Origin of the sequence: Pseudomonas sp. yb_5 (genome assembly GCF_043103865.1) — a bacterium.
Classification (GTDB): domain Bacteria; phylum Pseudomonadota; class Gammaproteobacteria; order Pseudomonadales; family Pseudomonadaceae; genus Aquipseudomonas; species Aquipseudomonas putida_Y.
In genome coordinates this window covers 69,725-81,718 of the sequence record NZ_JBICKE010000056.1, presented here as the reverse complement: position 1 = coordinate 81,718, position 11,994 = coordinate 69,725, and the positions used below count along the sequence as shown (strand labels likewise).

At 62.6% G+C, this 11,994-nt stretch carries 10 protein-coding genes; 9 read left to right on the top strand and 1 reads right to left on the bottom strand.

Annotated elements, in window-relative coordinates; genetic code table 11:
* The first annotated feature begins 33 nt into the window (after positions 1–33).
* From alr to ACF8GF_RS07995, 9 genes are all read left to right on the top strand, one after another.
* Positions 34–1,263, top strand: a complete 1,230-nt coding sequence (alr, locus tag ACF8GF_RS08035) for an alanine racemase (RefSeq protein WP_176682447.1) — start codon at positions 34–36, stop codon at positions 1,261–1,263.
* Positions 1,264–1,287: 24 nt separating this feature from the next.
* Positions 1,288–2,478, top strand: coding sequence for a pyridoxal phosphate-dependent aminotransferase (locus tag ACF8GF_RS08030; protein WP_392461200.1), 1,191 nt, complete (start codon positions 1,288–1,290; stop codon positions 2,476–2,478).
* Positions 2,471–3,883, top strand: coding sequence for an aldehyde dehydrogenase family protein (locus ACF8GF_RS08025; protein WP_392461201.1), 1,413 nt, complete (start codon positions 2,471–2,473; stop codon positions 3,881–3,883). The genes ACF8GF_RS08030 and ACF8GF_RS08025 overlap by 8 nt, the downstream gene beginning before the upstream one ends.
* Before the next feature lie 43 nt (positions 3,884–3,926).
* Entirely contained in the window at positions 3,927–4,628 is a 702-nt protein-coding gene (locus ACF8GF_RS08020; protein WP_176682450.1) for an NAD(P)H-dependent oxidoreductase, read from the top strand.
* A gap of 296 nt (positions 4,629–4,924) precedes the next feature.
* Positions 4,925–6,028, top strand: a complete 1,104-nt coding sequence (locus tag ACF8GF_RS08015) for a polyamine ABC transporter substrate-binding protein (RefSeq protein ID WP_392487915.1) — start codon at positions 4,925–4,927, stop codon at positions 6,026–6,028.
* 34 nt (positions 6,029–6,062) lie between these two features.
* A complete protein-coding gene (locus ACF8GF_RS08010) occupies positions 6,063–7,475 on the top strand; it encodes an aminotransferase (RefSeq protein ID WP_392487914.1) in 1,413 nt (470 codons plus the stop codon).
* Positions 7,476–7,528: 53 nt separating this feature from the next.
* On the top strand, positions 7,529–8,377 hold the full coding sequence (locus ACF8GF_RS08005) for a LuxR C-terminal-related transcriptional regulator (protein ID WP_339443387.1): 849 nt from the start codon (positions 7,529–7,531) through the stop codon (positions 8,375–8,377).
* 153 nt (positions 8,378–8,530) lie between these two features.
* Positions 8,531–9,763, top strand: coding sequence for an ethanolamine utilization protein EutH (eutH, locus tag ACF8GF_RS08000; RefSeq protein WP_176682454.1), 1,233 nt, complete (start codon positions 8,531–8,533; stop codon positions 9,761–9,763).
* Between the two features lie 115 nt (positions 9,764–9,878).
* Positions 9,879–10,676, top strand: a complete 798-nt coding sequence (locus ACF8GF_RS07995) for a LuxR family transcriptional regulator (protein ID WP_176682455.1) — start codon at positions 9,879–9,881, stop codon at positions 10,674–10,676.
* 46 nt (positions 10,677–10,722) lie between these two features.
* On the opposite strand, the gene ACF8GF_RS07990 is transcribed toward ACF8GF_RS07995, so the two are convergent.
* Positions 10,723–11,994 (bottom strand): D-arabinono-1,4-lactone oxidase, encoded by a 1,272-nt coding sequence (locus ACF8GF_RS07990; RefSeq protein ID WP_392487913.1) that lies wholly within the window; start codon positions 11,992–11,994, stop codon positions 10,723–10,725.

Sequence of the window (11,994 nt, the reverse complement as noted above, 5' to 3'; positions counted from 1 at the left end):
GCGCGCACAACGACAAGAACACGAGTAACCATCATGCCCTTTCGCCGTACGCTTCTGGCTGCATCCCTGGCACTACTGATCACCGGCCAGGCCCCCCTGTATGCGGCCCCCCCGTTGTCGATGGACAACGGCACCAACGCCTTGACCGTGCAAAACAGCAACGCCTGGGTCGAAGTCAGTGCCAGTGCCCTGCAACACAATATCCGCACCCTGCAGGCTGAGCTGGCCGGCAAGTCCCGGCTGTGCGCCGTGCTCAAGGCCGATGCTTATGGCCATGGTATCGGTCTGGTGATGCCGTCGATCATCGCCCAGGGCGTGCCCTGCGTGGCGGTGGCCAACAACGAGGAGGCCCGGGTGGTCCGCGCCAGCGGTTTTACCGGGCAACTGGTGCGGGTCCGTGCGGCCAGCCTGAGCGAGCTGGAAGATGCCTTGCAGTACGACATGGAAGAGCTGGTGGGCAGCGCTGAGTTCGCCCGCCAGGCCGATGCCATCGCCGCGCGCCATGGCAAGACCCTGCGCATCCATCTGGCGTTCAACTCCAGCGGCATGAGCCGTAACGGGGTGGAGATGGCCACCTGGTCCGGCCGCGGTGAAGCGCTGCAGATTACCGACCAGAAGCACCTCGAACTGGTTGCGCTGATGACCCACTTCGCCGTGGAAGACAAGGACGATGTACGCAAGGGCCTGGCGGCATTCAACGAGCAGACCGACTGGTTGATCAAGCACGCCAGGCTAGACCGCAGCAAGCTCACCCTGCACGCCGCCAACTCGTTCGCTACGCTGGAAGTGCCGGAAGCGCGCCTGGACATGGTACGAACGGGGGGCGCGCTGTTCGGCGATACCGTGCCGGGGCGCACCGAGTACAAACGTGCAATGCAGTTCAAATCGCACGTGGCGGCGGTGCACAGCTACCCGGCCGGCAACACCGTAGGCTATGACCGCACCTTCACCCTTGCCCGTGATTCGCGTCTGGCCAACATTACGGTCGGGTACTCCGACGGCTACCGCCGGGTATTCACCAACAAGGGCCATGTGCTGATCAATGGCCACCGCGTGCCCGTCGTGGGAAAGGTGTCGATGAACACGCTGATGGTCGATGTCACCGACTTCCCTGATGTGAAGGGGGGTAACGAAGTGGTGCTGTTCGGCAAGCAGGCCGGGGGCGAAATCACCCAGGCCGAGATGGAAGAAATCAACGGCGCGTTGCTCGCCGATTTGTACACCGTATGGGGCAGTTCCAACCCGAAGATGCTCGTCGACTGAAATTGCCATTGAAAGGAGATTGCCATGCGCTACGCCAAGCTTACCCAACGCATCGCCGGCGACGGGGCCGCGGCCTGGGACATCCATTACCGCGCCCTGGCGCTGCAGGCCGAGGGCAAGGACATTCTGTTGCTGTCGGTGGGTGACCCGGACTTCGACACCCCCGCGCCTATCGTCGAGGCGGCCATCGACAGCCTGCGCGCTGGCCATACTCATTACGCCGATGTACGCGGCAAGCTGGCGCTGCGCCAGGCCATCGCCAACCGTCACCGGCAACGCAGCGGCCAGACGGTGAGCGCTGACCAGGTGACAGTGCTGGCGGGGGCTCAGTGCGCGTTGTTCTGCGTGGCCCAGTGCATACTCGACCCAGGCGATGAGGTGATCGTTGCCGAACCGATGTATGTCACCTACGAGGCCGTGTTCGGTGCCTGCGGCGCCAAGGTGGTGCCGGTACCGGTCAAGCCTGAGAATGGCTTTCGCGTGTGCCCGCGTGACGTCGCCGAGCGCATTACCCCGCGCACCCGCGCGCTGGCCCTGAACAGCCCGCACAACCCTTCAGGGGCGAGCCTGCCGCGCGCGACCTGGGAAGCGCTGGCCGAACTGTGCGTTGCCCACAACCTGTGGCTGATCTCTGACGAGGTCTACAGCGAGCTGCTGTATGAAGGCGAGCATGTCAGCCCCGGCAGCCTGCCGGGGATGGCCGAGCGCACCGCAACGCTGAACAGCCTGTCGAAATCGCATGCCATGACCGGCTGGCGCATGGGGTGGGTGGTCGGCTCGACAGCACTGGCCACGCATCTGGAAAACCTCGCCCTGTGCATGCTCTACGGCTTGCCGGACTTCGTCCAGGATGCCGCCGTGGTGGCGCTGGAGCACCCGTTGCCCGAACTGGACGCCATGCGCGAAGCCTACCGCCAGCGGCGCGATCTGGTGTGCGAGCAACTGGCCGGCTGCCCGGGCCTGAAGGCGTTGAAGCCAGATGGTGGCATGTTCGTGATGGTCGACATCCGTGAAACCGGCGTCAGCGCCCAGGCCTTCGCCGACTACCTGTTGGACAGCCAGGGCGTGTCGGTGCTCGCCGGCGAGGCATTCGGCCCTAGCGCTGCCGGGCATATCCGCCTGGGCCTGGTGCTGGGCAATGAGGCGCTGGCCGATGCCTGCCAGCGCATTGCCCGCTGTGCCGACGAACTGAAACGGGAGTACGGCCATGCATGAGTATGCGCGGCTGTACATCGATGGCGCCTGGCAGGTGCCGAGCGGGCAGGGCATGGCTGAGGTGATCGACCCGGCCACCGAACAGGCCATTGGCCGGGTACCCTTGGGCACCGAGGCCGATGTCGAGCGGGCGGTGATGGCGGCGCGGCGGGCCTTCGATGGCTGGTCGCGCACGCCGTCCAGCGTGCGCGCCGGGTACATCCGGGCATTGGTCGCACAGCTGAAAAACCGTGCAGCGGAAATGGCAGCGGTCATCACCGATGAGCTGGGCATGCCGGTGCAGTGGTGCCAGGCGGTGCAGGTCGAAGGCCCGATTGCCGGGTTGGAGCAATACGCCGAACTGGCCAGGCTGATGGACGAGGTGCGCGACGTCGGCAATTCGCTGGTGTACCGCGAAGCCGTTGGCGTGTGCGCATTCATCAACCCGTGGAACTACCCGCTGCACCAGATGATCGGCAAGCTGGCGCCAGCCCTGGCCGCGGGTTGTACGGTGGTGGTCAAGCCCAGCCAGGAAACACCGCTGCACGCGTTCCTGCTGGCCGATATGATCGAGGCCATTGGCCTGCCGGCGGGGGTGTTCAACCTGGTCAGCGGCCCGGGGGCCAAGGTCGGCGAAGCGCTGGCCCGGCACCCGCAGGTGGACATGGTGTCGTTTACCGGCTCCACCGGCGCCGGGGTCAGGGTGTCGCAGGCAGCAGCACCGACGGTAAAGCGGGTATGCCTGGAACTGGGCGGCAAGTCGCCGCTGCTGATTACCGCCGACGCTGACCTGCACGCTGCGGTGCGCCATGGCGTGCAGGATGTGATGATCAACTCGGGGCAGACCTGCACGGCACTGACCCGCATGCTGCTGCCGACCAGCCGCTATGCCGAGGCGCTGGACATTGCCGAGGCCGAAACCCGTGCACTGGTCATGGGCGACCCGCGTGACCCGACCAGCTTCCTCGGGCCAATGTGTTCCGCAGGCCAGCGGCGCACGGTGCTCGACTATATCCGCCTGGGCCAGGAAGAAGGTGCGCGCTTGTTGTGCGGCGGTGATCACGGCGGCTTCGAGCGCGGGTTCTACGTGGCGCCGACGTTGTTCGCCGACGTCGACAACCGCATGCGCATCGCCCAGGAGGAAATCTTTGGCCCGGTGCTGTGCCTGATACCTTATGCCGATGAAGCCCAGGCAGTGGCCCTGGCCAATGACTCGCCATTCGGCTTGTCCAGTGCAGTGTGGGCCGGCGGCCGCGAGCAGGGCCTGGCGCTGGCGCGGCAGATACGTGCCGGGCAGTGCTACATCAACGGTGCCGCGTTCAACTACCAGGCGCCGTTCGGGGGCTACAAGCAATCGGGAAACGGCCGCGAGTGGGGCGAAGAGGGCCTGGCGGAGTTCGTCGAGGTCAAGGCGGTGCAGTGCTGAGCCACTGCGGCAAGATAACCTGTTTTGTGTGAGGAGAATGCTTGTGAATGTACTGATCGTCCACGCTCACCCCGAGCCGCAATCGTTCACGGCTGCCCTGCGTGACCAGGCGGTGGAAACCTTCCGTGCCCAAGGCCATCAGGTGCAGGTCAGCGACTTGTACGGCATGGGCTGGAACCCGGTGGCCAGTGCCGATGACTTTACCCAGCGCGAGAACCCCGAGTACCTCGTGTATGCGCTGGAGCAGCGCCAGGGGGTCAAGCGTGGCGCCATTGCCGCGGACATCCAGCAGGAGCTGGACAAGTTGTTGTGGGCCGACTTGCTGGTGCTGAATTTCCCGATCTTCTGGTTCTCGGCACCGGCCATGCTCAAGGGCTGGATCGACCGGGTGCTGGTGTCGGGGGTGTGCTATGGCGGCAAGCGCTTCTACGACCAGGGCGGGTTGGCCGGCAAGAGGGCGCTGGTGACCGTGACCCTGGGCGGGCGCGAGCACATGTTTGGCGACGGCGCGATTCACGGGCCGCTGGAAGACATGCTGCGGCCGATCCTGCGGGGCACGCTGGCCTATGTCGGGTTCGAGGTGTTGCCGCCGTTCGTGGCGTGGCATGTGCCTTACATCAGTGCTGATGCGCGGCAGGACTTTCTGCAGCAATACCGGCAGCGTCTGGAGCAGCTTTCGGACGACCAGCCACTGGTGTTCCCGCGCCTGGCGCAGTTCGATGAAGCGTTGTACCCGCTGACGTGACCTTTCTCCTGTACTGAACACTGGGGCCGCGTTGCGGCCCTTTCGCGACACAAGGCCGCTCCCACAGGATTACCGCCAGCTTCGAAGGCTGCACCGTCCTTGTGGGAGCGGCCTTGTGTCGCGAAAGGGCTGCAAAGCAGCCCCAACATTTTGTCGGCATACGATGTTCTGCAAACCTTCCAGCGCCACCTGCCAAAAAGCGACCACCCACACATTCGGGGTATGTCACCCCTGGGCAAATCCACCGATAGTGAACCCATCGGCTCGATCCGGAGCACTCACACGATGGAGTTGCCATGCGCAAGGTACTGAAGGTGATTGGCGGTCTGCTGCTGGCGTCTGGCGCCAGCCTGGCCCAGGCGGCAGAGGTGGACAGCCCCAACACGCTACGGTTGTACAACTGGACCGACTACATCGGTGAAACCACCCTGGCCGACTTCGAGAAGGCCACCGGCATCAAAGTCATCTACGACACCTTCGATGGCTACGAAACCGTGCAGACCAAACTGCTCACCGGCCGTTCCGGCTACGACCTGGTCATGCTCAACGCCTCGCTGGTCCCCCCGCTGATCAGCGCCGGCGTGTTCCAGGCACTGGACAAGCAGCAACTGCCTAGCTGGCAAAACCTCGATCAGCAGGTGGTCAACAACCTGCAGGGCTACGACCCTGGCCTGAAGTACTCGGCGCCCTATACCTGGGGCAGCTCGGGGGTAACCTACAACGTCGACAAGATCACCGCGCGCATGCCCGACGCGCCGATCGGTTCGCTGGCCATGTTGTTCGACCCCAGGATCGTCTCGCGCTTCGCCGACTGCGGCGTCACCCTGATGGACGCGCCCACCGAGGTCATCCCACTGGCCCTGCAGTACCTGGGCAAGGACCCACGCAGCGCGTCGCCGGCCGACCTCAAGGCGGCCGAGCAACTGCTGCTGGGTATCCGCCCCTACATTCGCAAGTTCGATTCGGTGAATTACCTCACCAGCCTGCCCAATGGTGATGTCTGCCTGGCGCTGACCTGGTCCGGTGACTATGCCACCGCCCAGGCCCGCGCAGTGGAAGCGAAGAAGGACATCAAACTGTCGTTCTTCATCCCCCAGGAAGGCTCGCTGATCTGGTTCGACAACCTGTACATCCCCAAGGATGCGCCGCACGCGGCCAACGCCCACCGCTTCATCGAGTTTCTGCTGCAGCCGCAGACCATGGCCAAGGTCACCGACTACATCCACTACGCCAACAGCAACGCTGCCGCTACCGCGCTGGTGCGTGATGACATTCGCCAGGACCCGGCCATCTACCCCGACGCACCCACCCGCGAACGCCTGTTCGCGCAGAAAACCCAGAGCCCGAAGGACATGCGTGCCATCACCCGGGTCTGGAGCACGGTCAAGACCGGTTTCTGAACACCGCCCAACGATTCCCGCCAAGGAGCTGCCCATGGCCACCCCAAGCAAAGCATTCGCCATTGCCCACGACCCGCTGGTGGACGCCGACAAGGCCCACTACATGCACGGCTACCATGTGTTCGACGAGCACCGCGAACAAGGTGCGTTGAACATCGTCGCCGGTGAAGGCGCCTACATTCGCGACACCCATGGCAACCGTTTCCTCGATGCCGTCGGCGGCATGTGGTGCACCAACATTGGCCTGGGCCGTGAGGAAATGGCCGTGGCCATCGCTGACCAGGTGCGCCAGCTGGCCTATTCCAACCCGTTCTCCGACATGGCCAACGACGTCGCCATCGAACTGTGCCAGAAGCTCGCGCAGCTGGCGCCGGGTGACTTGAACCATGTGTTCCTCACCACGGGCGGCTCCACCGCAGTCGATACGGCCTACCGGCTGATCCAGTACTACCAGAACTGCCGAGGCAAACCGCACAAGAAGCACATCATCGCCCGCGACAACGCCTACCACGGCTCCACCACCCTGACCATGTCGATTGGCAACAAGGCCGCCGACCGGGTGGCGGAGTTCGATTACCACCACGACCTGATCCACCACGTCTCCAACCCCAACCCGTACCGCGCGCCAGACGACATGGACGAGGCGGAGTTCCTCGACTTTCTGGTAGCGGAGTTCGAGGACAAGATCCTCTCGCTGGGTGCCGACAACGTGGCGGCATTCTTCGCCGAGCCGATCATGGGCTCGGGCGGGGTGATCATTCCGCCCGAGGGGTACTTCCAGCGCATGTGGCAGCTGTGCCAGACCTACGACATCCTGTTCGTCGCCGACGAAGTGGTGACCTCGTTCGGGCGCCTGGGCACCTTCTTCGCCAGCGAGGAACTGTTTGGCGTCATCCCTGACATCATCACCACCGCCAAAGGCCTGACCTCGGCGTACCTGCCGCTGGGTGCGTGTATTTTTTCCGAGCGCATCTGGCAAGTGATTGCCGAGCCGGGCAAGGGCCGTTGCTTCACCCACGGTTTCACCTACAGCGGCCACCCGGTGTGTTGCACGGCGGCGCTTAAGAACATCGAGATCATCGAGCGCGAGCAACTGCTCGATCATGTCAAGGACGTGGGGGGTTACCTTGAGCAACGTTTGCAGAGCCTGCGCGAGCTGCCGCTGGTGGGGGATGTGCGCTGCATGAAGCTGATGGCCTGTGTCGAGTTCGTCGCCAACAAGGCCAGCAAGGCACTGTTCGCCGATGAGGTGAACATCGGCGAACGCATCCACAGCAAGGCGCAGGGAAAAGGCTTGCTGGTGCGTCCGATCATGCACCTGAACGTGATGTCGCCTCCGTTGATCATCACCCATGCACAGGTGGACGAGATCGTCGAGACCCTGCGCCAGTGCATCATCGAAACCGCGCGTGAACTCACTGCGCTTGGCCTGTACCAAGGCCGATGAACCTGGCGCAAAGGGCTGTGCGCGGGCGTGCCTGGCAGGCTAGACTGCCGGGCATGACCCAGGCCTCTCCCGACACCCCGCTTACCCTCACAATGGGCGCGCTGCAGCAGTGGCATGCGGCGTTGCAACGCGCCCTGGCCCATGGCGAAACCCCCGAGGCGCTGGCGTATGTGGCCGCTGCCATCGGCCAGTTGGTGCAGGTGGAGTCGATGATGATCAGCCTTGAGTGCCAGGGGCGGGCGCCGCAGTTGCTGTACCAGCAAGGCATCCCCGAACGGCACCGGGCCGCCGTGCTGGAGCGCTATTTCAGTGCCGGCTACCTGCTGGACCCTTTCTGCCTTGCCGTGCAAAGCGGCCTGGCCGAAGGTTTCTACCACCTGCAGGAAATCGCCCCCGACAACTTCTTCGAAAGCGACTACTACAAGGCCTATTACCTGGGTACAGGTTGTAGTGAAGACAGCTACTACATCGTCGACCTCAGCCCAGGCCGCAAGCTGTCGCTGAGCCTGTTCCAGGGCTGCAGCGGCACGCGCCTGAATGCCGGGCAGGTCGACCTGTTGCGTGCGCTGGAGCCGATGGTGCGCGAACTGCTGGGGCGTTATGCCCGGCACAACCTGGAACCGGGCGCTGCATCAACCGAGCGCAGCAGCCTGCAGGCAGCGTTCGACAGCTTTGGCTGCCAGGTGCTGACCGACCGCGAGCGGGAAGTGGCGCACATGATCTTGCGCGGGCACTCGGTGAAATCCACCGCGCTGGAGCTGGGTATCTCGCCGGAGACCGTGCGCATGCACCGCAAGAACCTGTACATGAAACTTGAGATCAACTCGCAATCGGAGTTGTTTGCACGGTTTATCGACTGGTTACGCGGTGATCAGCTGGAAATCCTTAGCGTAACGCGGTGATCAATTTTCTATACCTCCCGGTATATGGACAGCCCTGCACCTTGCCGCATAGCTTAACCCTCGACGGGGCGCGCCATGCTCAAGCCATAACAACAACGATGCCCCGTTACATTTCAGTCCTGCCAACCCAAAACTCTAAAAATGAGGCGGCAAATGGAAAGCATCGGCACCTATGTCATCTACGTCATCATGGTGTGCGCGGTACTGGGTGCCGTGGCATCCATCTACAACCCTGAAGGCGAGCTGGGCCAGGAGTTCATCGCCGGCCTGCACAGCATCGGCCCCATCTTTATCCCGGTAGCCGGCATCATGGCGGCGATCCCGTACATTTCAGCAGGTATCAGTCATGTGATCGCGCCACTGTTCCAGGCCATCGGGGCCGACCCTGGCATTGCCGGTCCCATCTTCATCGCCTCGGACATGGGCGGCTACCAGTTAGCCAAAGCGCTGGCGCAAAGCCAGGAAGGCTGGATCCTCGGCCTGATCACCGGCTTTCAGTGCGGCGCCACCATCATCTTCGTCATTCCGGTCGGGCTGGCCATGCTGCACAAGGCCGACCATAAGTACATGGCACTGGGGATCATGGCCGGGCTGCTGACCATTCCGCTGAGCATCATGATCATTGCCATGACCATGCAGGCGCTTGGCCTGAGCGTGCGTCCGGACATCGCTACCACTGGCGCCGCTACCCAGGCACTGCACTTCACCTGGGCAATGCTGCTGCGCAACCTGATGCCGTTGATCCTGTTTTGCATTGCCCTGGCAGCGGCATTGCGCTACTTCCCCACACTGATGGTGTACCTGTTCCTCAAGCTCGGCCAGTTCATGTACATCGCCGTGGTGTTGGTGCTGGTAGCGTCCATCGTGCAGTACTTCACCGGCCTGTTCAGCCACCTGTTCGGCAGCTGGGGTTTTGCGCCGATCATCGCCGATGCCGATGATCAGTTTCGCGCCTTGGAAATTGCTGGCTACATCGGCCTGATGCTGTGCGGGGCGTTCCCCATGGTGCACTTGCTCAAGCGCTTCCTGGCGCGGCCAATCGAACGGGTGGCCTCGCGCTTTGGCATGTCTGGTGTCGGTGCGGCCGGGGTATTGGCGGCCTCGGCGAATATCCTGGCCATGTTTCGCTTGGTCAGCGAAATGCCGCCCAAGGACAAGGTATTGGTGATCGCTTTCTCTGTGTGCGCCGCGTTCACCTTTGGCGACCACATGGCCTTCTCCGCCAACTTCCAGCCCTCGCTGATACTGCCGTTGATGATAGGCAAACTCAGTGGCGGCCTGATCGCCATGCTGCTGGCCAGTTGGCTGGCGGTGCCCAAGGCGCAGGAGCTGGGACGTCAGGACGCTGCCGCAGGTGTCTGCAAGGGGGTGGCCGAGCCGTCCTGAGCAAAAGCGTCATGCACATGATCCGGAGCGTCCTGGGCGCTCCGGATTTTGTGTTTTTAACCGATCAAGGCGGTAAGGTCATGCAGGCCTTCGGTGCATGAGCGTGTGGTGAGCAATGACAAAAGATGAGGCAAACGAGTTGGCAGCGGTGATCGAGGCGATCGGCAGCGAACAGCTGGGACCGGCGCTGGATGCGTGGCTGCGCAGCAAGCTGACGTTCGACATGAGTTGCGCCTACCTGTTCCAGTTCAATCAACCAGCACTGCTGGTGCATAACGGGTACAACCGTACGGTCACGGAGCGTACGTTGAACGCCTACGTGCGCGGCGGCTACCTGCTTGACCCGTTCTACGTTGCTTGCGTCAACGAGCACCCATCCGGGCTATGGCGCATGAGCGAACTGGCACCTGACTGCTTCTTCTCTTCAGGGTTTGCCATTTCCAAGGACATCCACCCCTGTGTGTCGTCCGACTATGGGACGGCGGTGGATGAGGTGGGCTTCATCATTCCCCTGCGGCCCCAGTTGGCGATCGTCTATTCGCTGATGCGCAACCACGGCAGTGGGGATTTCGATGCAGGGGAAATGGAGCTGTTGGCGGCAATGTCGCCGCTGCTGGCTTCGGTTTTTGGTCAGCACTGTCGATTGCGTTACGCTGATATCCTGCGCGCGGCACCAGAGGGGGTGGTGCTGGAGGACGCCTTCGTAGAGATCTTGCAAGGGCAACTGACTGAAACCCAGCGCCTTATCGCCAAGTTGTTGTTACAGGGGCACAGCAATGCGTCGATTGCGCGGCAGCTGAATATTTCCGATGGGACGGTAAAGGTGCACAAGCACAACATCTATCAGCGCCTGGAAATTTCATCCAACGCCGAACTGTTTCGCCTGTTTATCGATTATCTGGCCAAGGGCTGATACAGCAAGGGGCTGCAAAGCAGCCCCTTGCTGTATCAGGTACAGGTCACCTGAACAGCGGACTCAGGTGCTCGCTGAGGTAGATCCCTTGCGGATCGAGCTGGCGGCGCAGCTTACGGAAGTCCTCGGCACGCGGGTATATTGCACTCACATCTTCACCCGTCAGGAAATGCAGCTTGCCCCAGTGCGGCCTGGCGCCATAGGAACGCAGGATCTGATCCACCGCCCGCAGATAGTCCCAGTAGTCGGTACCCGGCTGGCCGGACACCGAAATGGTCACGCTGTCCTGCTCGAAGAATGGGCTCATCCACGCCCCGTCTCCGGCAGTAAAGCGGTACTCGATGGGGTAGATGGCCTTGGGGAAGTCCTCCAGCATCAGCTTGCGCACGGCCCGCAACGCTTCCTTGCTGTGGCGCAACGGCACAGCGTATTCCAGCTCGTGAAAGTTGGGCAGGTACTCGATCGGGTACACATCCGAGCTGTAGGCCACTTTCTCGAACTCGCTTTCCCAGATCGGGTGGTCGGTGATGTCCATGACCTTCACTTCGCAGACATCGGTGGTGCGCCCGCTTGTAGAGGTGGCGGCGGTATCGGGTAGGCAATAGCAATGCCGGCTTTGCTCGTAGGGGCACCAGAAGAAGCTGAAGTGGCGGTGTTTACGTGCCAGTTCGTCGTGCTTTTCCATCACGCTTTCGAAGTCTTCGCGCCAGATGCGCTCGTGCAGGTTGAAGCTGTCGGTCACCTGCAAGGTCAGTTCTGAAACAATGCCCAGTACGCCCAGCGACACCCGGCCCGCCTGTAGCAGGTCGGGGGTGCTTTCGTCGACCACGAGTATTTCGCCATCGGGTTGCACCAGCTTCATGCCGACAATCGACGAGGCCAGGTTGCCGAGGGTCAGACCGGTGCCGTGGGTACCGGTAGTCAATGCGCCTGCAATAGACTGGCTGTCGATGTCGCCCTGGTTGACCATTGACAACCCGGCGGCACGCAATGTCTTGCCCAAGGCATTGATGGTGGTGCCGGCGGCAGCGGTGACGCGCTTTTTCTCGTGGTCGACATGGCGTACGCCGCTCATGTTGGCCAGGGTCAGGTGCAGGCCATTGGTCAGTGCCACCGGGGTGAAGGAATGCCCCGAGCCGGCCACGCGCACGTTCATGCCATTGCTGCTGGCCTGGCTGACCATTGAGCACAATTCGTCCTCGCTGGCCGGTGCCCCGCGTGCTGCACGGATGCAGGACTGGTTACCGGCCCAGTTGCGCCAGTGCGCGTGTTCAAGGCCGAATTCGTTGATATGCATGTTGTTGGAAGAGGTACTCAC

Excerpts from the sequence above, each read along its gene's own strand:
- ACF8GF_RS08010 (WP_392487914.1), top strand. The coding sequence starts at position 6,063 with ATGGCCACCCCAAGCAAAGCATTCGCCATTGCCCACGACCCGCTGGTG.
- ACF8GF_RS08030 (WP_392461200.1), top strand. The coding sequence starts at position 1,288 with ATGCGCTACGCCAAGCTTACCCAACGCATCGCCGGCGACGGGGCCGCG.
- ACF8GF_RS08005 (WP_339443387.1), top strand. The coding sequence starts at position 7,529 with ATGACCCAGGCCTCTCCCGACACCCCGCTTACCCTCACAATGGGCGCG.
- ACF8GF_RS08015 (WP_392487915.1), top strand. The coding sequence starts at position 4,925 with ATGCGCAAGGTACTGAAGGTGATTGGCGGTCTGCTGCTGGCGTCTGGC.
- alr (WP_176682447.1), top strand. The coding sequence starts at position 34 with ATGCCCTTTCGCCGTACGCTTCTGGCTGCATCCCTGGCACTACTGATC.
- ACF8GF_RS08025 (WP_392461201.1), top strand. The coding sequence starts at position 2,471 with ATGCATGAGTATGCGCGGCTGTACATCGATGGCGCCTGGCAGGTGCCG.
- eutH (WP_176682454.1), top strand. The coding sequence starts at position 8,531 with ATGGAAAGCATCGGCACCTATGTCATCTACGTCATCATGGTGTGCGCG.
- ACF8GF_RS07995 (WP_176682455.1), top strand. The coding sequence starts at position 9,879 with ATGACAAAAGATGAGGCAAACGAGTTGGCAGCGGTGATCGAGGCGATC.